This window comes from Myxococcus sp. MxC21-1, assembly GCF_032612255.1.
GTDB classification, from domain to species: domain Bacteria; phylum Myxococcota; class Myxococcia; order Myxococcales; family Myxococcaceae; genus Myxococcus; species Myxococcus virescens.
Genome location: NZ_CP123278.1, coordinates 4,054,294 through 4,078,848 on the forward strand (window position 1 = coordinate 4,054,294; position 24,555 = coordinate 4,078,848).

Annotated in this window: 15 protein-coding genes; 8 read left to right on the forward strand and 7 right to left on the reverse strand. The window is 68.8% G+C overall.

Features of this window, described 5'->3' with window-relative positions:
- The first annotated feature begins 322 nt into the window (after window positions 1-322).
- Complete coding sequence (gene mepA, locus QEG98_RS18805) at window positions 323-5,665, forward strand: myxosortase-dependent M36 family metallopeptidase MepA (protein WP_316567595.1); 5,343 nt, start codon at window positions 323-325, stop codon at window positions 5,663-5,665.
- A gap of 169 nt (window positions 5,666-5,834) precedes the next feature.
- Here the strand turns inward: mepA and QEG98_RS18810 are convergent, their stop codons facing one another.
- Entirely contained in the window at window positions 5,835-6,893 is a 1,059-nt protein-coding gene (locus QEG98_RS18810) for a patatin-like phospholipase family protein (protein ID WP_090491474.1), read from the reverse strand.
- 78 nt (window positions 6,894-6,971) lie between these two features.
- Between QEG98_RS18810 and QEG98_RS18815 the strand changes: the two genes are divergently transcribed.
- The gene (locus QEG98_RS18815) at window positions 6,972-8,651 is read left to right on the forward strand and encodes an amidase (RefSeq protein ID WP_316567596.1); all 1,680 of its coding nucleotides are present in this window, start codon (window positions 6,972-6,974) and stop codon (window positions 8,649-8,651) included.
- Between the two features lies 1 nt (window position 8,652).
- On the opposite strand, the gene QEG98_RS18820 is transcribed toward QEG98_RS18815, so the two are convergent.
- Complete coding sequence (locus tag QEG98_RS18820) at window positions 8,653-9,030, reverse strand: DUF1330 domain-containing protein (protein ID WP_011553593.1); 378 nt, start codon at window positions 9,028-9,030, stop codon at window positions 8,653-8,655.
- Between the two features lie 26 nt (window positions 9,031-9,056).
- The gene (locus tag QEG98_RS18825; protein ID WP_316567597.1) at window positions 9,057-9,782 is read right to left on the reverse strand and encodes a 2OG-Fe(II) oxygenase; all 726 of its coding nucleotides are present in this window, start codon (window positions 9,780-9,782) and stop codon (window positions 9,057-9,059) included.
- Window positions 9,783-9,948: 166 nt separating this feature from the next.
- Between QEG98_RS18825 and QEG98_RS18830 the strand changes: the two genes are divergently transcribed.
- The 5 genes from QEG98_RS18830 to QEG98_RS18850 all read left to right on the forward strand — a co-directional run bounded on the left by QEG98_RS18830 (window position 9,949) and on the right by QEG98_RS18850 (window position 20,217).
- Window positions 9,949-10,929 (forward strand): methyltransferase, encoded by a 981-nt coding sequence (locus QEG98_RS18830; protein WP_090491539.1) that lies wholly within the window; start codon window positions 9,949-9,951, stop codon window positions 10,927-10,929.
- 86 nt (window positions 10,930-11,015) lie between these two features.
- Window positions 11,016-11,189: a hypothetical protein gene (locus QEG98_RS18835; protein WP_316567598.1), complete on the forward strand. Its 174-nt coding sequence runs from the start codon at window positions 11,016-11,018 to the stop codon at window positions 11,187-11,189.
- A gap of 168 nt (window positions 11,190-11,357) precedes the next feature.
- Window positions 11,358-12,233: a hypothetical protein gene (locus QEG98_RS18840; protein WP_316567599.1), complete on the forward strand. Its 876-nt coding sequence runs from the start codon at window positions 11,358-11,360 to the stop codon at window positions 12,231-12,233.
- Window positions 12,234-12,347: 114 nt separating this feature from the next.
- Window positions 12,348-14,510, forward strand: a complete 2,163-nt coding sequence (locus QEG98_RS18845) for a hypothetical protein (protein WP_171439636.1) — start codon at window positions 12,348-12,350, stop codon at window positions 14,508-14,510.
- 142 nt (window positions 14,511-14,652) lie between these two features.
- Window positions 14,653-20,217, forward strand: coding sequence for a DNA repair ATPase (locus tag QEG98_RS18850; protein WP_316567600.1), 5,565 nt, complete (start codon window positions 14,653-14,655; stop codon window positions 20,215-20,217).
- Window positions 20,218-20,232: 15 nt separating this feature from the next.
- Here QEG98_RS18850 and QEG98_RS18855 read toward each other — a convergent pair whose 3' ends face one another.
- Together QEG98_RS18855 and QEG98_RS18860 are read right to left on the reverse strand one after the other, a co-directional pair.
- The gene (locus QEG98_RS18855; protein WP_316567601.1) at window positions 20,233-20,928 is read right to left on the reverse strand and encodes an expansin EXLX1 family cellulose-binding protein; all 696 of its coding nucleotides are present in this window, start codon (window positions 20,926-20,928) and stop codon (window positions 20,233-20,235) included.
- A gap of 92 nt (window positions 20,929-21,020) precedes the next feature.
- Window positions 21,021-22,457, reverse strand: coding sequence for a vWA domain-containing protein (locus QEG98_RS18860; RefSeq protein ID WP_410478043.1), 1,437 nt, complete (start codon window positions 22,455-22,457; stop codon window positions 21,021-21,023).
- Between the two features lie 483 nt (window positions 22,458-22,940).
- Here QEG98_RS18860 and QEG98_RS18865 point away from each other — a divergent pair, with 483 nt between their 5' ends.
- Window positions 22,941-23,429 (forward strand): VOC family protein, encoded by a 489-nt coding sequence (locus QEG98_RS18865; RefSeq protein WP_171410362.1) that lies wholly within the window; start codon window positions 22,941-22,943, stop codon window positions 23,427-23,429.
- 1 nt (window position 23,430) lies between these two features.
- Here QEG98_RS18865 and QEG98_RS18870 read toward each other — a convergent pair whose 3' ends face one another.
- Both QEG98_RS18870 and QEG98_RS18875 read right to left on the reverse strand, forming a co-directional pair.
- The gene (locus tag QEG98_RS18870; protein ID WP_316567602.1) at window positions 23,431-24,189 is read right to left on the reverse strand and encodes a heparan-alpha-glucosaminide N-acetyltransferase domain-containing protein; all 759 of its coding nucleotides are present in this window, start codon (window positions 24,187-24,189) and stop codon (window positions 23,431-23,433) included.
- On the reverse strand, window positions 24,105-24,551 hold the full coding sequence (locus tag QEG98_RS18875) for a heparan-alpha-glucosaminide N-acetyltransferase domain-containing protein (RefSeq protein ID WP_316567603.1): 447 nt from the start codon (window positions 24,549-24,551) through the stop codon (window positions 24,105-24,107). Before QEG98_RS18875 ends, QEG98_RS18870 begins: the two co-directional genes overlap by 85 nt.
- Window positions 24,552-24,555 lie beyond the last annotated feature (4 nt).

Sequence of the window (24,555 nt, forward strand, 5' to 3'; positions counted from 1 at the left end):
AACGGGCGTTCCGCGGTGCCTGGACACCCAGTCGCGCCAAGCACAAGTGCCTGAAACACCACTCCCCAGACGCCTGCGCGTGCATAACCAGCGCTCATGGCTCCCCCATGTTCGACGCAACCTGCCGTAATTGCGGAATTCTGCGCTCCGTTGGAAAAAATGCGCGTGTCGCCTTTTAACTTACATCCGATCGGGCACTAATCTCTCCGCTAGGTGACAATCTGTCACTTGGTCGCCTTCTGACCGTGACTGGGAGTTTCGGCGATGGGGCCGGAACCTTGGACCCAGGCTGTAAGGAAGGCGGCCACCCCCGCCGTCGTAAATGGAGTTTCCCCACGTGAGAAGGTTGGTTGCCACGCTGTCCGGGCTTGCCCTGGTACTGTCCGGTACCAGTTCCGTCGCCCGGACGCTGCCGAACTACGATGCACTCCAGGACGCGAAGCCCGCGGGTCGTGCCACCGCGGGGTTCAAGCCGGTCAACAGCAGCCTGAAGGGGGCGCGGGTCGCCCACAAGGACTCGCTGACCGGTTCCCCGACGTTCATCTGGACGCACCCGACCGCGGAGCAGACGAAGCTCCGCGGCGAGTACGCGAAGATGTCTCCCGCCAAGGCGGCGCTGGCGCAGATTTCTGCCCACGCTCCTCTCTACGGTCTCTCTTCGTTTGAGGCCGCGGGCGCGACGGTCACCAACGTCAGCACCAACACGCAGGGCGTGAAGGTCGTGACGCTGGCCCAGGAGTCCTCGGGAATCGAGGTCTTCCGCCAGTCGCTGAAGGTGCTGCTGAACAAGCACAACCAGGTGGTTGCCATCTCCGGCAGCCTCTCCAAGCACGGTTCCGCGGAGATCCCCAAGGCCAAGGCGCGCTTCACGTTGCCCGCGACCGAGGCGATCGCCGTGGCCTACAAGGACCTCACGGGCGCCGCGCTGGACCGCAACCTGCTCACCCGCGTGAGCGACGCGAAGAAGGGCGACAAGTACTCGCACTTCACGCTGGCCAGCTACGCGCGTCCGCTCGAGGAGGGGTTTGTCATCCCAGCCCGCGCGAAGCAGGTCTACTTCCCGCTGCCTGGCAAGCTGGTCCCCGCGTACTACGTGGAGATCAACACGGGCCGCGCGAACAGCGTGAACTCGGACTACTTCGCGTACGTCATCTCGGCCGCCGACGGTCAGTTGCTGATGCGCAACGACCTGAAGGCGCACGCGGAGTTCAGCTACCGCGTGTTCTCGGACACGACGCCGCCGTACACCCCGCACGACGGTCCGATCGGCAGCGGCGGTACGCCGCACCCGACCGGCGCCCCGGACGGCTACCAGTCGCCGTACGTTCCGGCGAACCTGATCACCCTCGAGAGCCTCCCGTTCAGCCGGAACGATCCCTGGCTGCCGGACGGCGCGACGGAGACGGTGGGTAACAACGTCGACGCGTACGCGGACCTCACCGCGCCGGACTACTTCAACGCCGGCGACCTCCGCGCTTCCGTCACGGCTCCGGGCGTGTTCGACCGGACCATCGACTTCGGCATCCAGCCGAACGCCAACAACGAGCAGATCGCCGCGGCGACGACGAGCCTGTTCTTCCTGAACAACTGGCTCCACGACTGGTACTACGACGCCGGCTTCGACGAGGCCTCCGGCAACGCCCAGCATGACAACTTCGGGCGTGGCGGCGTGGGTGGTGACCGTCTGCAGGCGCAGGCGCAGGACTACAGCGGCACCGACAACGCCAACATGCTCACGCCGGCGGACGGTGCGTCGCCGCGCATGCAGATGTACCTGTTCGCCGGGCCGCGCAACTCGCGCCTGACGGCGAACGCTCCGGCGGAGGTCGCGGGTGACTACGAGGGTGGCGTCTCCTCCTCCTTCGGTCCGCAGACCTTCGAGGTCACCGGCGACGTGGTGGCGGCGCGGGACGCGGCCAACACCACGGGTCCGACGGACCGTGACGGCTGCACCGCGCTGACCAACGCGGCCGAGGTCACTGGCAAGATCGCCATCATCGACCGCGGCAGCTGCGACTTCACCATCAAGGTGACCAACGCGCAGAACGCGGGCGCCATCGGCGTCATCATCCACGACAACGTCGCGGGTCCCACGATCGACCTGGGCGGCGAGTCCACCACCATCACCATCCCCACGCTTCGCGTGAACCTGGATGATGGCAACGTGCTGCGCAGCGGCCTGCCGGCGCTCAACGTCACCCTGTGGCGTGGCCCGACCACGTGGATCGACGGCACCATCGACAACGCCATCGTGGCGCACGAGTGGGGTCACTACATCAGCAACCGCCTCGTCGCGAACTCGTCCGGTCTGGTGAACAACCAGGGCCGCGCGATGGGCGAGGGCTGGGGTGACTTCACCGCTCTGCTGATGATGGTTCGCGCCGAGGACATCAACGTCCCGTCCAACGCGAACTGGAACGGCGCCTACGCCGCCGCGGGCTACGCCACGCGCGCGGACGCGAACTCCGAGTTCTTCGGTATCCGCCGTGGCACGTACTCGTCGGACCAGACCAAGAACGCGCTGTCGTTCCGTCACATCATGGACGGCGTGGCGCTGCCCACGGGCGTGCCGTTCAACGGCAACACGGGTCTGCCGAACTCGCAGGTCCACAACTCCGGCGAGATCTGGGCGACGATGCTGTGGGAGTGCTACACGTCGCTGCTCCGCGCGCATCCGTTCCAGGAGGCGCAGGACCGGATGAAGAGCTACCTGGTCAACGGGTACAAGCTCACGCCGGCGGCCCCCACGTACCTGGAGGCGCGTGACGCCGTCATCGCGGCGGCCTACGCCAACGACCCGGCGGACGCCGAGCGGTTCTGGGCGGCCTTCGCCAAGCGCGGCGCGGGCGTCGGTGCCGTGGCTCCGGACCGCTACTCCACGAACCACGCCGGTGTCGTGGAGAGCTTCGTGGTTGGTTCGGCCATCCAGATCGTGTCGGCCGAGTTCATCGACGACGTCGAGGCTGGCTCGTGCGACCTCGACGGCATCCTGGACAACGGTGAGACGGGCCGCATCGAGATCACCATTCGCAACGCGGGCGCGCTGCCTGCGTCCGCCTCCAGCGTCAACCTGTCCTCCGCCTTCTCGGGTCTCGAGTTCGGCAACGGTGGTCAGGCGAGCTTCCCGGTCATCCCCGTGTTCGGTACGGCCACGGTCTCCATCCCGGTCTCGCTCACGGGCGCGACGGGCCAGCAGGACGTGACCATCGACATCGCGGCGCGTGATGCGGGCCAGGCGATCCCCGGCGACATCACGGACAGCATCATCCTCACGACGCACTTCGACGAGCGTGCGAACTCCTCCAACATCGAGGACGTTCAGATCACCCCGTCCAAGCTGCCTTGGGAGACCGATTACGACGAGGCCCTGACCCCGGCCGTGTTCAGCGTGGTCACGTTCGAGGACGGCAACCGCACGTTCTACGCGGAGAACACCCCGTCCTTCGCCGACGTTCGCCTCATCTCGCCTGAGCTGCACGTCAGCGCGACTGAGCCCTTCGTGATCAACTTCCTGCACGCTTGGGACTTCGAGGACGACTACGACGGCGCCACGGTCGAAATCACCGAGGACGGTGGCCAGACCTGGGTGGACATCGGCGATCCGATCCACAACACGGTTCTCGAGAACTACGAGGGCAACCTGAACCCGCTGGCTGGCAAGCCCGCGCTGTCCAGCTACAACCCTCAGTTCCCGGGTATGCTCCCCGCGACCATCGACCTGGGCACGGCCTACGCCGGCAAGACGGTGCAGGTCCGCTTCCGCGTCGGTACGGACATGAGCGCCGGCTACACGGGCTGGCTGCTGGACGACCTCGAGTTCAACGGCATCACGAACACCCCGTTCACCACCATCGCGGCTGAGGATGGCGTCTGTGTGAACCCCTGGCCCATCGCCAACGCCGGTCCGGACCGGTCCATCGCGCCGGGTGAACTGGTGAGCCTCTACGGTTCGGCTGCCGATCCGGAAGGCCAGCCGGTGACCTTCACCTGGGCACAGACGTCTGGCCCCGCGGTCACCCTGGCGGGTGCCGACACCCTGACGCCGTCGTTCACGGCGCCGCAGGTCACCGAGGCCACCGCACTGGTGTTCACGCTGACCGTCTCCGACGGCGTCAAGACGGCCACGGACTCGGTGACCGTGACGGTGGCGCTCCCCAACAATCCGCCCACCGTGAACGCGGGCCTCGACGGCACGGTCGAGGAGCGCGCTGAGTACACGCTGAGCGGCTCCGCCAGCGACGCGGACGGCGATGCCCTCACGTACCTGTGGACCCAGGTCTCCGGTACGCCGGTGGCGGTGAAGGACTACACCACGCCGACGGCGACGTTCATCGCGCCCGAGGTCACGGTGGATGACACGCTGGTCTTCCGTCTGACGGTCAGCGACGGCATCGCCACGGCGAACGACACGGTCACCGTGACGGTCACCAACGCGAACCGCGCGCCCATCGTCTCCGACACGTCCGTGGCCTTCGCCGCGGGTACTGTCACCGTGACGGCCTCCGCGGTCGACCCGGATGGTGATGCGCTCAGCTACAGCTGGGAGCAGACGGGTGGTTCGACGGTTGCCATCAATGGCGCCGACACGTCCGCCATCTCCTTCGCCACCCCGGTCCCGGGCTCGTACGAGTTCACCGTGACGGCGACGGACGGCTCGGCCTCTGCCTCCAAGGCGGTGCCGGTGACCATCATCGATGGTTCTCTGCCGGTGAACTCGGCGCCGACCGTGAACGCGGGTATCGATGCCACGGCGAACGCCGGCGACACCGTGGCGCTCAGCGGCTCCGCGAGCGACGCCGAGGGTGACACGCTGACGTACCACTGGGAGCAGATCGGTGGCACGCAGGTGACCCTGACGGGTGCCGACACCCTGACGCCGTCGTTCACCGCGCCGAGCACGGCCAACGGTGACACGCTCGGCTTCATCCTGACGGTCAGCGACGGCACCTCGACCACCAGCGACGTCGTGCGCGTCGTCGTGGCGGCGGACCCGGGTGCCAACCCGAGCAACACTGCTCCGGAAGCGGACGCGGGCGAGTCGGCCATCGTGGCGGAGGGCGCCACCGTGACGCTCAACGGCACGGCGACCGACGCTGACGGTGACACGCTCGTCATCGTCTGGACGCAGATCGGCGGCACGCCCGTGACGCTGTCTGACGCGTCCTCGCTGACGCCGACGTTCACCGCCCCGGCCTCCTCCGAGCCGCTGACCTTCCTCCTGTTGGTCAACGACGGTACGGCGACTGTCGTCGACGTGACGTCCATCAGCGTGACTGAGGAGAACGTCGCGCCGGTGGCGACCGCTCGCGCGGTGCTCTCTGGCAACCAGACGTCGGCCACGCTCGACGGCTCGGCTTCTAGCGACGCGAACGGCGATGTGCTGACGTACCACTGGACGCAGGTCTCCGGCCCGAACGCGACCATCTCCGGCGCGGACCAGGCGGTTGCGGTCGTCAACCTGCCTGACCTCGACGACAAGACGGCGTCGTTCTCGTTCCGCCTGACGGTGAAGGACTCCGCGGGCGCCGAGAGCAGCACCACCGTGCAGTTCTCCGCCCGCAACGGCGGTGACAGCGGTGGCTGCTCCGCGACGGGCGCGGGCGCTCCGGTCGGCATGATCGGCCTGGCGCTGCTCGGCCTGCTGCGCCGCCGTCGTCTGAACTGAGACGCGCGGGTCCTCCTCCTGCCTCCGGGTGGGAGGAGGCCTCCGCGGGGCCCGGATGAAGTGAGTGTCCGGGCGTCGCGGAACGCCGACTGAAGATGAACTTCCTGGCGGCCGGCTCCTGGATTCAAGGAGCCGGCCGTCGACTTTTCCGGGCCGACGGCCGCAGACCTCAGAGGGGCCGCACGTGCTCCGCGAGGCGTCCGGTGACCATCAGCTCGTGCAACTCGTCGCCCATGCGCTCGCTCTCGGAGACCACCTGGTTCCAGGCGCGCATGCGCTCGGCGTCCTTCATCCGTTCGAAGTCGACCCGGTCCGGGATCCGGCCGCCAGGAAGGCGGGCCACCAGCTCCGGAGACGGGGCGATGAGCAGCGCCCTGCGGAAGTTCCGGGGCCGTGCCCGCCGCCACCGCAGCGACTTGTCGAACCAGCCCGGCACCACGTACGGGTAGAAGTGCGGGTACAGCACCAGGCCCGTGCCCGGGCCGAAGTCCAGGTCCAGGTGATAGTCGACCACGCCGCCGTCGCGAAACACGCCCGCGGGCGCGCCGGGAATACGCACGCCGCTGAAGAGCAGGGGGATGGAGCCTGACGCCAGCAGCGCCAGCCGCAGGTTCTCCCGTGTCAGTGGCAGGTGGGTGGAGGGCAGGTCCTTGAGCCCGGCGAAGGGGCTGGTGTCCCCGGCCGTGTGGAAGATGACGCGCTCCATGTGGAGCCCCAGCGTCCGTCGGCTGACCAGGTTGCCCAGGGCGCAGAGCACGAGGCCGAAGAGCTGCGCCTGTGGGCCTTCCATTCCCACCGCCCCCCGGCACAGCGCGGTGACGACATGCAGCCGTGCCCAGGGGTGGCCCAGAATCTCCGCTTCACCGTCCTCGCCCAGCAGCGCATCCAGGATGCGCTCGCAGGTCTCGCTCACCTGGGTGGGCGTGGGCTTGGGCGGATAGCGTTGGTCGATATACGCCGCCTCGAAGCGGCGCAAGGCCAGCACCGGGTCCTTCTGGGCCACGCAGGCGAGCCGCCAGCTTCCAATGGAACTGCCGATGAGGTGGAGGGGGCGCGAGCGGTTCTGGAAGAGGCCGGCGAAGAGCGCCCGGTCCAGTCCCGCCAGCACCAGCCACTTCGGACCGCCGGAGGCACCGGGGACGACGTCCACGTCGTCGCCGCGCAAGCCTCGTTCGCGAATGAGCCGGAGCGCGTCCGGCCCGGCCAGGAGCGTGAGGTGGGAGGCCATATCGGCCCGCCAACCTAACGAAGCCCCACCGGGGTTGCGACTCTTCGCGTGCCGCCGGGGTGCTGTAGCCTCCCCACCATGAAGAAAACCGCAGCCTCTCCCGGCTCCCCGGTGGACCTCAGCCGCCGCACGCTCCTGCGTGGAACGGCCGCTGCAACGGCGCTCGCTTCATTGGATGTCCCCGCCCATGCGGCCCCGACGCCGGAGCGGCCCTTCGAGCTGGCCGAGGCCACCGTGGTGGACCTCCAGGCCGCGATGAAGGCAGGCGAGCTCACCGCGCAAGGCCTCGCGGAGCGCTACCTCGCGCGCATCGCTGACTGGGACTCGCGCGGGCGCCTGCCGCTGCGCTCCGTCATCGAGCTGAACCCGGACGCGCTCGCCACGGCCGCCGCGCTCGACCAGGAGCGCCGCGAGAAGGGCCCCCGGGGCCCGCTGCACGGCATCCCGGTGCTCCTCAAGGACAACATCGCCACCGCGGACCAGATGCAGACGACGGCGGGCTCCCTGGCGTTGGTGGGCGCGCGGCCGCCTCGGGACGCGTTCATCGTGGAGCGCCTGCGAGCCGCGGGCGCGGTCATCCTGGGCAAGACGAACCTGAGCGAGTGGGCCAACTTCCGCTCCACGCGCTCGGCCAGTGGCTGGAGCGCGCGGGGTGGCCAGACGCGCAACCCGTATGCGCTGGACAGGACTCCTTCGGGTTCCAGTTCGGGGGCGGGCGCGGCCACGGCGGCCAACTTCTGCGCCGTGGCCGTGGGCACGGAGACGGATGGTTCCATCGTGTCGCCCGCGGCGGCCAGCGCGTTGGTGGGGCTCAAGCCGACGGTGGGACTGGTGAGCCGCTCCGGCATCATTCCCATCTCCCACAGCCAGGACACGGCCGGCCCCATGACGCGCACCGTAGCGGATGCCGCGGCGCTGTTGAGCGTGCTCGCGGGCGTGGACCCTTCGGACGCGGCGACGGCGGCGAGCCGGGGCAAGGCCCATACGGACTACACCCGGTTCCTCGACGTGGACGGGCTGAAGGGCGCTCGCATCGGCGTGCCCCGGGAGCGCTTCTTCGGCTACCACCCGGCCACCGACGCGCTCGTGGAGGAGGCCTTGGCCTTGATGAAGTCCCGCGGCGCCATCCTCGTGGACCCGGCGCCGATTCCCGCGGTGGCGCAGGTGGACGCCCCCGAACTGGAGGTCCTCCTCTACGAGTTCAAGGCGGGGCTGGAGGCCTACCTTGCGACGTTGGAGCAGGGGACGGCCCCGCGCACGCTCGCGGAGCTCATCCGCTACAACGAAGCGCACGCGCCGTCGGAGCTGCCGTACTTCGGCCAGGAGCTCTTCCACATGGCTCAGGCCAAGGGGCCCCTGACGGACAAGGCTTATCTCAAGGCCCTCCAGGCCTGCCGCCGCCTGTCGCGCGCGCAGGGGCTGGACGCGGTGATGAAGAAGCACAAGCTGGATGCGCTGGTCGCGCCGACGCAGGCGCCCGCGGGGCTCATCGACCCCATCAACGGTGACCACTGGCTGGGCAGCAGCTCCACGCCCGCGGCTGTATCAGGCTACGCCTCCATCACCGTGCCGGCGGGGTTCGTGTACGGCTTGCCCGTGGGGCTGTCCTTCATCGGCGGGGCCTGGAGTGAGTCCGTCCTCTTGAAGCTGGCGCATGCCTATGAACAGGCGTCGAAGCACCGCCGCCCGCCCACCTTCGCGGAGACGGCGGACCTGCGGGTGCACGCTGGCGCGGGAGGCCCACCCGCGAAGCCCTGACTCAGGGCTCCGGCGACGTGGCCCAGGGCGTGGTGGCCTGGAGCACGGCTTCTTGGAGTGCCTCCGTGCGCAGGTGCGCGATGTGCTGGTACTCCGGGTCCGCCACCATCTGGAGGAAGGCGGCGCGGCTGGGATAGCGGACCAGGAGCACCGCGTCCCACGTTTGTCCGGGATCGGCCACCAGCGCCGTGGAGCCGTCTCCGGCGTAGAGGGGCTGGGCGCCCACCTTCTGGATGAAGGGCATCACCGCGCTCGCATAGGCCTCGTAGGACGCGCGGCCGCCTTCCTTGAAGCGCACCAGGTTCAGGATGACCACAGGGCCTCCTGGATCCTCCCGCATGAAGCGTTCAACGTCGGTGTGCTGAGGATCGACGGCCATGGTGCCTCCTCGGTTCGGGATGAAAGCTATTCCAACGTGCCAACGGAGCCGCCACCGGGCTGCTCGCGCTGGTGGTCGAGATACGCGGCGAAGCCTGCCTTGGATTGGATGCGGAAGGCGGGGATTCGAGCGAGCGCCTCGGGTGGGAAGGCGTATTGCTCACACACGAGGCTGGCGCGGGTCGCGCCTTCCTGGCTGCCAGTGAAGGGCCGCACCTCGTGTTGGAGGTCGCCGCGGAAGTGCACCAGCAGGCCCTCGCGTGGGCGGATTTCACCCACGGGGGTGTCATTCTGGAGAAGGCGCAGCTCGCCACCCCGGACGCGCTCGGGGACCTGGAGATACAGCACGCTCACGTGCCGGGGCGTCGCATCGGGGACGCCGCTGGGCTCCTGCAGAGTCGCGTCGATGTGTCGCCCCACGCCGCGCCCCGCATCGAGCAACAAGAGGTTGAGATAGAATGCATTGGGGGCGGGCCGCTCCCGCCGCGAACCCCAGAGCCGCTCATGCCAAGGCAACAACCCTGTCGCATGGATCGGGTCCAGCACGTGGGCCAGGTAGGGCACCAGAAAGGGGAAGCGGGCCTCCAACGTGGCGCGGCCTTCGTGCGTGAAGATGAAGGCAAACCCTCGGCTGGCCTGGAACGTCCCCATCAACGGACTGTGTGCCACGAAGCGCGAGCCGAGCAGGGCGGTCCGCAGTTCATGAAGCGCGCTGCGGGGCAAGGCCTCTCGGCGGGTGATGTAAGCGCGCACGGGGAGACTCGGACTTCCGGGTGAATAAGAGAACCGTAGCAGTTTTACAGCCTACCTTATAGGTTGCAGCCTAGCCGATGCTACTCAACTCCTTGGAGACGGACACATGAGCCAGCAACCTCGAGCCTCTCACGCGCCTCCGCCCGCCGCTCTGCAGATGACGCAAATGGTCTATGGCTTCTGGGTTTCCCGGAGCCTTCAAATCATGGCGGAACTCGAGCTCGCGGATACCATCGGTGATACGCCCAAGACGGTCGAGGAGCTCGCCGAGGCCAGTGGGACGCATGCGCCCACGCTGCGCCGGCTGTTGCGCCTGCTCAGCGGCCTGGGGGTGCTCGTGAAGGATGAGTCCACGCAGCGCTGGGCCCTGACGGAGCTGGGCGGAATGCTTCGCAAGGACAACCCCGGCTCCGTGTATGGCTCGCTCCGGGCGCATGGACACATCCTGTCGTGGCAGGCGTGGGGAGACCTGGCGACCGCCTTGAAGACGGGCAAGCCCACGGTCGAGAAGTTCATGGGCGACACGTTCTTCAACTACATGACGACGCATCCCGATGTCGCCGCCATCTTCAATGGCAGCATGGCCGCGTACCAGACGCTGAACGCGCCCGCCGTGGTGAACGGATATGACTTCTCCTCCGCGCGCAGCATCGTCGACGTGGGCGGCGGTACGGGCATGCTGCTGACGCACATCCTCAAGGCCAATCCCGGCGTCCGCGGCACCGTCTTCGAAATGCCACACGTGGCGGTGGAGGCCCGCGAGCGAATCGCCGAGCAGGAGCTGTCGCCGCGGTGTGACGTCGTCGCTGGTGACTTCTTCGAGCGCATCGTTCCCGAAGGCAAGGACGTCTACATCCTGTCGCAGATCCTCCATGACTGGGATGACGAGCAGAGCCTGCGCATCCTCAAGTGCATCCGCGCGGCGATGCGTCCCGACTCGCGGTTGCTCATCGTGGAGACGGTGCTGCCCGGCGACAACGTGCCCCACTTCGGAAACCTCTACGACCTGGCCATGCTCGTGCTCGTGGGCGGCCGGGAGCGCACGGGGCCGGAGTACACGGCGCTCCTGGAGAAGGCGGGGCTGAGACTGTCCAACGTCTTCCCGACGACGATGCCGCCCAGCGTCGTCGAAGCCGTGGTGGCCTGAGCCACCCGCGGTCGCCGTGAGGCGGGGGCTCAGGGGGCCGCCCGCCTCCGGCGCTGCCGGGGCCCAGGTGCTCGGCGGCCTCCTTCATGGCGGCCACCATGGTCTTCTTGAGCACCGTCTTCTTCACCGAGCCACCGGTGTCTCCGGAGCGCTGGGGCCCTACTCTCGCGCTGGAGCCGCTCGAACTGCGTCTCGGGCCGGGCTGCTGGCCGGGGCCTGGACTGCCGGGCTGGTTCTGCGTGAGGGGCCATGTGCCTTGAGCCAGGGGAATCCCGCCCACGCCATGTGAGCCGTCCTCCTGTAGTGCTCAGGAGTGGGCCGCGCGGCAACGCAGGTGCCGCCCGGCCGCCCGCCCAGGGGCAGGGCAGAAAAGCGCAAGGCGCGTTTTCGATGGGAATGACATTCGTTTAGAGTGGTGCGCAAGCCGCATGAGCGCCTTCCTCGACACCATTCTGGCCTTCCCGACCGCCATCTTCACCATCGTCCTCGGCGTGGTGATGACGTACTGGCTGTTCGTCATCGTGGGCGCGGTCGGCATCGACCTGTTCGATGGGGACATCACGCTGGAGTCGGGCGGCAAGGCGCTGAGCGGGGCCATCGAGGGTGGCGGCAAGGCGCTGAGCGGGGCCATCGAGGGCGGTGGCAAGGCATTAGGCGGGGCCATCGAGGGGGGTGGCAAGGCATTGAGCGGCGCCATCGAGGGGGGTGGCAAGGCATTGGGCGGCGCGAAGGCGCTGGGCGCCCATGACTCGGATTTCGACGTCGACGGTGGCGGAGTCCTGGCGGCCATGGGCTTCGCGGGCATCCCCATCACCGTGTCCGTGAGCTTCGTGGTGTTCATCGCCTGGCTCCTGTCGGTGGTGAGCGCGCAGCCGCTGCACGAGGCGCTGGGCGGGATGATGCCGTCGTGGCTGCTGAGCAGCGGGCTGGGGCTGGCGTGCTTCGCGGCGGGGACGGTGACGGCGGGCTTCGCGGTCCGGCCCCTGCGGCCGGTGTTCGTGACCAGGCGCGCCCCGGGGCGCGAGGCGCTGATGGGCCGCGTGTGCACCATCTCCAGCGGCAGCGTGACGGCCAAGACGGGCCACGCGACCTTCGAGGACGGCGGCGCGGGCGTCATCCTCAACGTCGTCTGCGCGAAGCCCAATGAACTCAAGCGAGGCCAGCCGGCGCTGATCCTCGCGTACGACGCTGAACGGCGCGTCTACGAAGTGGAGCCGGTCGACTGGCTGCTGCCGGAGGAGATGGAGCAGCTTCAGGATCCGGCCCGCGCAGCGGCATTGGCTCGCGTGAAGGCACGAGGCTGAGTTTTACCGGTCGCGCAGAGGGGGCGACCGTCACATTCGACGCCGGAGGGCTTTTGCGGGGGACCTCCGGCGCCTGATACAAGGCCCGCTGTCATCATCAATCAGGAAATGGCCATGGACCCCATTACCGCGGTCGCTGCCGGCATCGGTGGCATCATCCTTCTCGGAGGCATCCTCCTCACCATCGTCCGGCTCTACCGGCAGGTGGACCAGGGCAAGGTGCTCATCGTCAACACGCTGAAGAACGAGCCGGTCGTCACCTTCACCGGCGCGGTGGTGTTCCCCATCATCAACCGGGCCGAGGTGATGGACATCTCCTTGAAGACGGTGGAAATCGACCGCCGTGGCAAGGAAGGCCTCATCTGCCGGGACAACATCCGGGGTGACATCAAGGTCACCTTCTTCGTCCGCGTGAACAAGACGCGCGAGGACGTGCTGAAGGTGGCGCAGACCATTGGCTGCGCGCGCGCCTCCGACCAGGAGACGCTGGAGAACCTCTTCGAGGCCAAGTTCTCCGAGGCCCTCAAGACGGTGGGCAAGAGCTTCGACTTCGAGGAGCTCTACACCAAGCGCGAGGAGATCAAGGACCAGGTCGTCAACGTCATCGGCCGTGACCTCAGCGGGTACATGCTGGAGGACTGCGCCATCGACTTCCTGGAGCAGACCCCGGTCGAGATGCTGGACAAGGACAACATCCTCGACGCGCAGGGCATCCGGAAGATCACCGAGCTGACGACGAAGCAGAACGTCTTCACCAACGAGCTGCGCCAGGACGAGCGCATGGCCGTCACCAAGCGCAACGTCGAGGCGGATGAGGCCATCTTCGCCCTCGAGCGTCAGCGTGAAGAGGCCGCCGCGAAGCAGAAGCGCGAGATCGACAGCATCCAGGCCCGCGAGACGGCCGAGGCCGAGCGCGTGAAGCAGGAGGAGTACGCCAAGGCCCAGCTGGCGCGCATCAAGGCCGAGGAAGAAATCAACATCAACGAGCAGAACAAGGCCCGGCAGATCGAGGTCGCGCAGAAGAACCGCGAGCGCGTCGTGGGCGTGGAGACCGAGCGCGTGGAGAAGGACCGCGCCCTGGAAGCCATCAACCGCGAGCGTGAGACGGAGCTGCAGCGCATCGCCAAGGAGAAGGCGCTCGAAGGCGAGAAGAAGCTCATCGCCGACGTGGTGCGCGCCCGCATCGCCGTGGAGAAGACGGTGGCGGAGGAGGAGGAGCGCATCAAGGACCTGCGCGTGAAGGCCGAGGCCACCCGCCGCAAGGACGCGCTGCTCATCACCGCCGAGGCGCAGGCGCAGGAGAAGCTGGTCAAGGACATCAAGGCGGCCGAGGCCTCCAACGAGGTGGCCAAGTTCACCGCCAAGGAGAAGCTGACGCTGGCCGAGGCCGAGTTGGAGGCCGCTGACAAGACGGCGAAGGCGAAGGTCCGTCTTGCCGAGGGCGTCCAGGCCGAGGCCGCCGCCGAGGGCCTGGCCGAGGTCCGCGTGAAAGAGGCCGACGCGCAGGCGCAGGAGAAGCTCGGCATGGTCAACGTCCGCGTGAAGGAAGCCGAGGCGGGAGCCATCGAGAAGCAGGGCCACGCGGAGGCGAACATCGTCCGCGAGAAGCTGCTGGCGGAGGCCGCGGGTGCGCAGGAGAAGGGCCTGGCTCAGGCGCGCGTGCTGGAGGCGGAAGCCAGCGCCATCCAGAAGCGCGGCGAGGCGGAGGCCATTGCCACGCGCGAGAAGCAGCTCGCCGAGGCCGCTGCCATCCAGGAGAAGCTGCTGGCCGAGGCCCGTGGTCTGGCGGAGAAGGCCGCGTCCATGAAGCTGATGGACGGCGTCGGCCGCGAGCACGAGGAGTTCCGCCTCAAGCTCAACAAGGAGCGCGACGTGGAGCTGGAGGCCATCCGCGCGAAGAAGGACATCGCGCACGCGCAGGCCGAGGTGCTGGCCAAGGCGTTCGCCAACGCGAAGTTCAACATCGTCGGTGGCGACGGCCAGTTCTTCGAGCGCTTCGTCAAGGCGGTGTCGTTCGGCACCGCGGTGGACGGCGCGCTGGACCACGGCGAGGCGCTGAAGACGGCGCTGGGCGGCTACCTCAACGGCGAGAAGGACCTGCCGGCCGACCTGAAGGAGATTCTCTCCAAGCCGGGCCTGAGCAACGACGCGCAGAACCTGGCCGTGGCCGCGCTGCTGCACAAGATGGCGGCCAGCCCCGTGGCCGCGACCTCCGCTGGCCTCAAGGCGCTGGTGGAAGACGTGGCGCGTCCGGGCACGGTCGACAAGCAGGGCTGACAGTCCCAATGGGCCACCGCCGTGAACAGGCGGCGGTGGCACGGCCGTAAGACGATCCTCACTCCGGCCTCCCCTCCGGGGTGGCGCCCCTCCGCTCGGGAGGGTGCGGGGGTGGGGGTCTTCGCATTTCCGGTGAACACTCATGGCAACTGACGGTGGCAAGGGCGCGGCGCCCGCGGGCGAGGCGGCGCTGGAAGGCGGCAGCTACGAGGTCATCCGTTCGCGGCTCCTGTCGCAGGCGGATGTGCTGGGCGCGAAGGCGACGGACCTCAACGGGCGGCGCAAGGCGCTCTTCGGTGGGACCGAGCTGACCGTCATCGGCAACGAGCGGGTGCGCACCGAGCACAACTGCGTCCCGTGCGACATCGCCAGCGTCGGCAAGTACCTGCTCTTTGGCTACAACGTCTTCATCGGTCTGAAGCGGGAGACGTCGGTGTCCGACGTGTTCTCCCTGCACAAGTTCGAGAAGACGGCCGACGGGTACGACTTCTCCGCCGTGTCCAACTCCGAGGCCGGCGGGTTCCTGGCGGACCCGCGCTTCGTGAAGGACTTCGGCGAGCTCTACAAGTACTACAAGGACGCGAAGCTCCTTCAGATTCGCAAGCTGGACTCGCGCCTGCTGGCCGTCTTCCAGACGGGTCAGTCGCTGCGCGACATCAAGGTCTTCCGCTTTAGCCTGGACCTGGAGGGCCGCGCCACCTACCTGGACAACCAGGGCGAGCGCGACCATGTCTTCCCGCCGTCGCACGACTTCGAGTGGACGGTGGCCACGCGGGACAACTACGTCACCGGCCAGCACCCGCACGTCAACGTGCTGGACCAGGTGTTCGTGGAGACGGTGAAGGGCGACCTCACCATCAAGGTGGAGGACAACACCTCCACCGGCATGGGTATCTACAGCGAGCCCGTGGACGACCCGGACCAGTCGCTGGACGACGCCGAGTTCGCCTGGGCGCAGGTGGGCACGCTCATCCTGCTGCGGGTGCTGCCGTTCCGGGAGAAGACGCACCGCTACCTCGTCTTCAACTCGCGCACGCAGCACGTGGTTCGCATCGACGCCATGGGTCAGGCGTGCGTGCGGCTGCCGGAGGACCAGGGCATCGTCTTCCCGGGCGGCTATTACCTCCAGACAGGGGACTTCAAGGTCTTCGACGGCGCCGCGGCGTCGGAAGGCATGGAGTTCAAGCGCGCCATCCGCTCGCCCAACGGCGAGGACGTGCTCTACATCTTCCACCGGCGGACGGACGGGTGCTACGTCCTCTTCCCGTACAACCTGGTGCGCAAGGAGGTGCAGAACCCCCTGGTCGCGCACGGCATGAGCCTGTTCTCCGACGGGCAGCTCGTCATCTTCCGCTCCGCGTCGGATGAGCCCACGCGCGTCCACCCGATGCAGGTGTGGCAGACCCCGTTCGTATCCGCGGAGCACGCGGCGGGGACGCCGCCAGCCCCGGGCTACCTGGGCAAGGTGGGCAACGCGGAGCTGGTGCGCGGCATCTCCGACGCGCTGACGATTCAGCGGATCGCGAAGTCGGAGAAGCCCACCCGGCGCACGTATGAGGACCTGGTGTCCTCGGCCACCCGCGCGCTGGACGCGTACTACTGGCTGGGCCATGAGGAGACGGGCCTCCAGGAACCGGTGGAGACCCTGCGGCGCACCGCCGAGCTCATCATCGATGAGTTCGAGAAGGTGGTCGCGATGCAGAAGCGCGCCACCGAGTCGCTGGCGGCCGCGGAGGTGGAGCAGGAGACGCTGCTGCTGCGCGTCCAGCCGGAGAACCTCACGCACGCGGAAGCCTTCATGCAGGCGCTGGCGGACCTGCGCAAGCAGCGCGGGCACCTGATTACGTTGAGGGACATCCGCTACATGGACCTGGGACGCGTGGACGTCCTGGAGACCGCGGTGGTGGAGGCGTCCGACCGGGTCAGCACGGCCTGCGTGGAGTTCCTCCAGACGGGCGAGGCGCTGGCGCCGCTGGCCTCGCGTCTGGACGAGCTGCTGGCGCAGCTGGAGCCGGTGCAGACGTCCGTGGAGCTGGCGCCCCTGGGCGAGGACGTGGAGAGGACGGCCCACGGCCTGGAGGTCCTGGGCGAGGTCGTTGGCGGTCTCCAGGTCGGTGACCCGCTGGCCCGTGCGCGCATCCTGGAGGGCATCTCCGAGCTGTTCAGCCGCCTCAACCGCGTGCGCGCCAGCCTCGCGGCCAAGCGCAAGGAGCTGTCCGGCCGGGAGAAGCGCGCGGAGTTCGGCGCGCAGTTCAAGCTGCTGGGGCAGAGCATCGAAAGCTCGCTGTCGCAGGCGGACAGCCCGGAGCGCTGCGACGAGGCGATGTCCCGCCTCACCGTGCAGTTGGAGGAGCTGGAGGGCCGCTTCGGCGAGTTCGACGAGTTCCTGGAGCAGATCACCCAGAAGCGCGAGGAGCTGCTGGAGGCCTTTGGCGCGCGCAAGCAGTCCCTGTTGGACGAGCGGCAGCGCCGCGCGCAGAGCCTCTTCGGGGCCGCGGAGCGCATCCTCCAGGGCGTGCAGCGCCGGGCCAAGTCCTTCAAGACGGACGACGAGCTCAACGGCTACTACGCCTCCGACGCGATGATCCTCAAGCTGCGCCAGCTGGCCGACCAGCTGATGGAGCTTCAGGACAGCGTCCGCGCGGACGAGGTGATGTCGCGCGTGAAGTCCGCCAAGCAGGACGCGCTGCGCGCCCTCCGGGACCGGCAGGACCTGTTCGCGGATGGCGACAACGTCATCAAGCTGGGGACGTACCGCTTCAACGTCAACACGCAGCCGCTGGACCTGACGCTGCTTCCGCGCGACGGGGAGCTGTATCTCCAGCTCACCGGCACGGACTACGCGCAGAAGGTGGATGACGCGGAGCTGCTGAAGTACCGCGACCTCTGGGAGCAGCACCTGGTCTCCGAGTCGCCGGCCGTCTACCGCTCCGAGTACCTCGCGGGCTGCCTCCTGGCGGACGCTGAGGATGGCAAGCGTGGCCAGTCGCTGGATGCGCTGCACGAGGCGCTCATCGGCGGCACGCTGCTGGAGAAGGTGCGCGCGTACGCGGCCGACCGCTTCGACGAGGGCTACGAGCGCGGCGTCCATGATGCGGACGCGGTCTCCATCCTGGAGAAGTTGCTGGGCCTGCACCAGGGCGCCGGCCTGTTGCGCTTCGCGCCGGTGCCGCGCGCCTGGGCGGCGCTGTACTGGGCCTTCGACGCGGACGAGGCGGCCCGCACCGTGTTCCAGCGGCGCGCGCGCAGCCTGGCGCGGCTGCGCACCACCTTCGCGTCCGGCGGCAGCATGGCGGAGGTGGGCGAGGCACTGGGCGAGCGCATCGCCACGTTCCTCACCGCGAACGGCCTGGCGCACTCGCCGGCCGAGCCGCGGCAGGCGGGCCGTTACCTCGTCGAGGAGCTGGGCGCGGAGCACCCGCGCTTCACCACCAGCGGCGAGGCGGTGGCGCTGCGGGACGCGTTCCTGCATGAGCTCGACCGGCACGGGACGCGGTCCGCGTTCGAGGACGACCTGCGCGGCCTGGAGAAGGACCTGGGCGCCCGGCTGGAGCTCGCCCGGGTGTGGCTGGACGGCTACCTCGCGCAGCGCGAGGGCGGTCCGGGGGATTCCGTCCATGTGGCGCTGGAGACGGCGGTGCTGCTGCTCACCGGCTCCAAGCTGGACCGCGAGACGGCGGGCGCGCTGACGGCCACCGAGGTCTCCGCGCTGCTGGGCAACCATTCGCGCATCCAGGACCGGAAGCTGCCGCTGCGCCTGGACGAGTTCCTGGCGCGCCTGGGCGAGTTCCGGCAGGTGCGGGTGCCCCAGTACCAGGCGTACCGTGCGCTGCTGAGGGACTTGCTGGAGCGCGAGCGCCGCAAGCTGCGCCTGGAGGAGCTGACGCCGAAGGTGCTGTCGTCCTTCGTGCGCAACCGGCTCATCGACGAGGTGTACCTGCCGCTCATCGGCGCCAACCTGGCGAAGCAGCTGGGCGCGGCGGGTGAGGGCAAGCGCACGGACCGCATGGGCATGCTGCTGCTCATGTCGCCTCCGGGCTACGGCAAGACGACGCTGATGGAGTACGTCGCCAGCCGTCTGGGGCTCACCTTCGTGAAGGTGAACGGCCCGGCCCTGGGTCACTCCGTGAAGTCGCTGGACCCGGCCGAGGCGCCCAACGCCACGTCCCGGCAGGAAGTGGAGCGCATCAACCTGTCCTTCGAGATGGGCAACAACGTGATGCTCTACCTCGACGACATCCAGCACACGGACCCGGAGCTGCTCCAGAAGTTCATCTCCCTGTGCGACGGCCAGCGCCGCGTGGAAGGCGTGTGGAACGGCCGGACGCGCACCTATGACTTGCGCGGGAAGAAGTTCTGCGTGGTCATGGCCGGCAACCCGTACACGGAGACGGGTGAGCGCTTCCGCATCCCGGACATGCTCGCCAACCGCGCGGACACCTACAACCTGGGTGACATCCTCGACGGCAAGGAGCACCTGTTCGCGCTCAGCTACATCGAGAACGCGCTCACGTCGAACACGGTGACGGCGCCGCTGGCCACGCGCGACCCGGCGGACACGCACCGCCTCATTCGCATGGCGCAGGGCGAGGAGGTCCAGACGGGCGAGCTGAAGCACGGCTACGCGGCGGCGGAGCTCCAGGAAATCATCGCGGTGTTCCAGCGCATGTTCCGGGCCCAGTCGGTGCTGCTGAAGGTGAACCTGCAGTACATCGCCTCGGCGGCGCAGGATGAGCGCTTCCGCTCCGAGCCCGCGTTCAAGTTGCAGGGCAGCTACCGCAACATGAACAAGCTGACGGAGAAGATTGTCTCCGCGATGACCGACGACGAGCTCGAGCGGCTCATCGACGACCACTACCAGGGCGAGTCCCAGACGCTGACGACGGCGGCGGAGCAGAACCTGCTCAAGCTGGCGGAGATGCGCGGGCGCCTGACGCCGGAGAAGGCGAAGCGCTGGGAGGACATCAAGCAGGGCTTCGCGCGCGTGAAGCGCATGGGCGGCAAGGACGACGACCCCGTGGCCCGCGTCACCGGTCAGCTCAGCGGCATCGAGGAGCAGCTGGGGGCGGTGCGGGACGCGGTGGTGCAGGCGGCCAACCACGTCTCTGCCAGCCAGGCGCGTGACGAGCAGCCGGGGCCGGTGGTGGAGGTGCTGCCTCGCCTGGAATCCCTGCGCGAGGCCGTGCTGGAGGTGGCGAAGGTGGGCCGCGAGTCCGTGAAGGCCGCGAAGGCCACCCCGGCGCCCGTCGTCGCCGCGCCCGTGGCCGCGGGGCCGGACCTGACGCCATATCTCAAGCACATGGCGCACCTGCTCAAGGCGCTCACGGAGCGGGTGGCGGCGCAGGCCGAGCGCCCCGCGGAGCCGCCGGAGTCCGCGCCCACCGTGCGCATGGCTGCACCGATGGCTTCACCCGACTTCGGCGCGTACATGGAGCAGCTCTCCCGCGCCATCACCGCGCTGGCGGAGCGTCCCGTGAATGTGTCCGCCAACGTGCCTGCGGAGGCCTTGCAGCGCACCGCGCTCACGGGGCCGTCACCCGCCGAGCTGAGCCGTCAAATCGAGCTGGTGGAGGGCGTGCTGCTCCCGCTGGAGCGCGCTTCGCGCCGCGCCATCCAGGGCGAGGGCGAGGGCGTCATGAAGTCGCTCCAGGTCTGGCAGAACGTCACCGAGGCCCTGGAGCTGTTGCGCTCCATGCTGCGGCGCTGAACCGCGCGCCGCGCGCTAGCGGAACTGGCCAGAGCCCTCGGCAGTGCGGTTGTCGAGGACTCTGTCCAGCGTGTCTTCCAGTTGCTGGCCATCCACGGCGGTGACGCGTACGGAGAAGGGACCGTCGCCCATGCCGCTCGAGTTGACGAAGTAGTTGTAGCTCTCGCGCGGGACGTCCTGCCATCCGCCGGTACCGCGCCGCCACTCCAGCTTCTGGATGGGCAGGCGGTGGTTGCGGACCTGGATGGCGGTCCACCAGGGATTGCTGCCGTTCTTGAAGTGGTACTCGATGTTCCCCGCCACGTCGCAGGACACCGGCGTCCAGGTGATGTTGACGCGGCCCTGCTCCATCTCCGCGATGCGGGCGAAGGCCTGCCGGCTCAGGTCCAGGTGGCCGGATTCGCACTCCGGGCAGCGGTCCACGATGCGCACGCGGACCGAGCCCTTGGGCCCGGTGATGTCCACGCACTGCCCACAGGCCGCGCTGTTGGCGTACTGGGGCGTGTTCATGGCGGCCACCATCAAGTCACCCGTCGGCTCGTAGCTGCAATTGCCGGAGCCGGTGGCGTCGTAGAAGGTGGCGATGCCCTGTTGCTCCTCGCCCAGCGGCGCGCCGCCGCCAGACGGGTCGTCACTGCAACCGCCACAGGCGATGAACACCGCGGCGACAGGGAGGAGGAAGTGTCGGGACTTCGAGCGAAGGGGGCGCATGGCCGCTCAGCATACCCCGCAAAAACGGCATCGGGGTGGAAGGGCCCCGGGCACCCTCCACCCCGACGTGTATGCGGGCTTGCGCCCCGGTGTCAGCGGCCCCGGACGGAGGCGCCCTTGAGGGCGCGGGCCTGCGTCACCAGCCGCACGAACTCCTTGCGGTCGGCGTCACCCTCGGTGGCGCCCTCGGCCAGCTTCTCGGCCGTGGCCAGGCTCCAACCCTCCGCGGAGGGGCTGTCGCGGAGGACGTCGGCGGTGGCGGCCACGGCGACGGCGAAGCGGAAGTCCGGCGACGCCTGCGCCAGCGTGTCACGCAGCTTCGTGCGCTCGAAGGGGAATTCGCGCTCGGAGGCCTCGGTGCCGTTGGGTGCCTTGGCGCGGACCCGGACGGTGGCCAGCGGTTCGGTGGCTTCACCCGTCAGCTCCACCTCGTACACGGCGGTGACGTTGTGGCCGGCGCCAATCTCGCCTGCGTCCACCTTGTCGTTGCGGAAGTCGTGGTCGGCGACGTCGCGGTTCTCATAGCCCACCAGCCGGTAGCGGCGGACGGCGGCGGGGTTGAACTCCACCTGGAACTTCACGTCCTTGGCGATGACCTCCAGCGTGCCGGTGAGCTGCGTCTCGAACACCTTCTTCGCCTCGCGCAGGCTGTCCACGTAGAAGCAGTTGCCGTTGCCCTTGTCCGCGAGCTTCTCCATCAGGTCGTCGCGGTAGTTGCCCATGCCGAAGCCCACGGTGGTGAGGGTGACGCCCTCGGCCGTGTACTTGTGGATGCTGTCCAGCATGGCGTTGGCGCTCACGTTGCGGCCGATGTTGGCGTCACCGTCGGTGAGGACGACGACGCGGGACACCACGCTGCCGGAGGCCTTCTTCACGGCGTGGCGGTAGGCCAGCTCCATGCCGGAGCCCATCGCCGTGCCGCCACCGGCCGTGAGCGAGTCGAGCGCGGCGTGGATGCTCTTCACGTCGGTGGCGGGCGTCGGCGGCAGCACGTCCCGGGTGTTGCCCGCATAGGTGACGATGGCGACGGTGTCGTTCTCGTTGAGGTTCTTGACGGCGACCTTGATGGCCTCCCTCGCGAGCGGCAGCTTGTCCTCCGAGTGCATGGAGCCGCTGGTGTCCACGAGGAACACGAGGTGCGCGGGCTTGCGCTGCGAGCGCGAGACCACCTTGCCCTGAACGCCCACGCGCAGGAAGTGGCGCTTGGCGTCGAAGGGTGAGGGCGCGCCCTCCAGGTGCACCGCGAAGGCGCCCGTCTCCGGGGGCGCGTAGCGGAACTTGAAGTAGTTGACGAACTCCTCCACGCGGACGGCGGAGGCGGGCGGGAGTTGGCCGTTGACGAGGTAGCGGCGCGACACCGTATACGACGCGGTGTCCACGTCCGCGGCGAACGTGGAGAGCGGGTCCTTGGCCGTCTCGACGAAGGCGTTGGCCTTCCAGGCCTCGAAGGTGTTTCCGCCCGCGGGAGCGGCGTCTTGTGGTTTGGACTCGAGGGGCGCGCCCGCCAAGGCGTCAGCGGACAGCTTCATGGGCCCCGGTTCGCGGCGATGCAGTTCGGCCTTGCCCAGGGAGACCTTCTTGGCGGCTTCCGGCGCGGGTGCGCGCGCAACGGGCCCGGCGAGCGCGGAAGCCGGGGGGCGCAGGGGCCGGGGCTGCCACGGAATGCTCGGCGCTGACCCGGTCCGCGACGTACTCCTCTCCCTCAGGAACGGGCGCGGCGTCGTCATCCCTGGCAACGGACTGTGCGGCCCCCTGGCTCGGGCGCTCGTCGGCGGCGGGGCTCCGGTTGTGGCACGCGGGCAGGGTGCTGGCGACGAGAAGGGCACTTCCCCAGACAGTCAGTTGGCGCTTCAGCGAGAAGGGGGACATCGGGGCTCCAAGGTCGGTGAGTAGGTCGCCTCCCGAAAACGCATGGCCCGCGAGAAAGGGTCTAAAGCCGGATGAATTTTCCGGCGAACACCCGGGCCGGGCGTCCTTGTCTGGAGCACCTCTGTCTGACAGGGTGCCGCGCCATGCAGACCGCCAGGCCATTTCGAATTCTGGGTGTCCAGCAGATCGCCATTGGAGGCGCGGACAAGGCGCCGCTCCGCAAGCTCTGGGTCGACCTGCTGGGCTTGACGCCCCACGGCACCTACCGCAGCGAGCGCGAGAACGTGGACGAGGACATCGTCACCGCGGGCGCGGGCCCCTTCAAGGTGGAGGTGGACTTGATGCAGCCCGTGGATCCGGAGAAGAAGCCCCGCGTCCACGAGACGCCGCTCAACCACGTGGGCCTCTGGGTGGACGACCTGCCCGTGGCCGTGCAGTGGCTGGAGTCCCAGGGCCTTCGCTTCGCCCCCGGCGGCATCCGCAAGGGCGCCGCGGGCTTCGACATCTGCTTCATCCACCCCAAGGGCAGCGAGCAGTTCCCCTTCGGCGGAGAGGGCGTGCTCATCGAACTGGTGCAGGCGCCGAAGGAGGTCATCGCCGCCTTCGAGTCGTTATCCGCCGCGGGTCACTGAGTCAGCGCCCGGCGGGGGCGTGCTGGTCCTGCCGGAACAGCCGCCCCGAGAGGTTCCGGAGCGCGGGCCGCAGCACGCGCTCCAGTCGGTCCAGTGCGACGCACAGCCCGAAGGTGAGGCCGATGATGACGGCCGTCAGCACCCAGTACTGGAGCCAGCCGCTGCGGTCTCCCCAGAAGCGCTGGAAGGAGAAGACGCCGCCCAGCCGGTAGAAGAGCAGCATCTCGTGGAAGAAGTACGCGGACAGCGACGACGTGCCGAACACCTCCACGAAGCGCCGCAGCCGGGACGGCGCTGCATTCACCGGGACCCGGGCCTCCAGCCACGTCAACACGAGCAGCACCGTGCTGACCCAGCCGAAGCGCGCCGCCGCGTTGGAGGGATTGGCGACGAAGAAGCGGTGGGGTGGGTAGAGGCCGTAGAGGAAGTCACCGAGCACCGCGCCCGTGAAGCCCAGCCCCATCAGCACCAGCAGCGCTTTGATGAGCCCGGCGCGGCCCCAGGCGCCCGCCACCGTTCCCGCGAAGACGCCCAGCCACGCGTAGCCCAGCCAGGGCAGCAGCGGGAAGGGCGCGAAGGAGGACTTCTCCGTCAGCGTGGCCCAGGGGCCATCCACCTGTTCCCCCAGGGGCGACACGGCGAACGTCGCCATGGCCAGCACGAAGGCGCCGGTGCTCAGCACCTTGGGGCGCGCGGAGAGCAGCGCGGCCACCGGCAGGACGATGAGCAGGCACAGGCCCACGCACTGGAGGATGTCCATGCGGAAGATCCACTGGGGCTCGCGCAGCAGGGGAACCACGCCCAGTTGACCAGGGTGGCCACCGCGAGCACCTCGCCAGCGCGGCGGAGGTTGCGGTGGACGCGCTCGCGAAGCACGCCGCTGGCGGCGCTGCGGACCATCATCAGGGCGGTGGCGAAGCCGGCGGAGAAGATGAACGCGGGGGCCACCAGCCCGTCGACGCGCAGCAGCCGCGCCACCCATTCGCTCTGCCGCAGCTCGGGCGTGAGCAAGGCCAGGGTGTGCGTCTGGACCATGAAGAGCACCGCGATGCCCCGGAGCCAGTCGATGGCTCGGATGCGATCACGGGAGACGAGGGCAGGGGAGGCGGGCGTGGACGTCACAGCC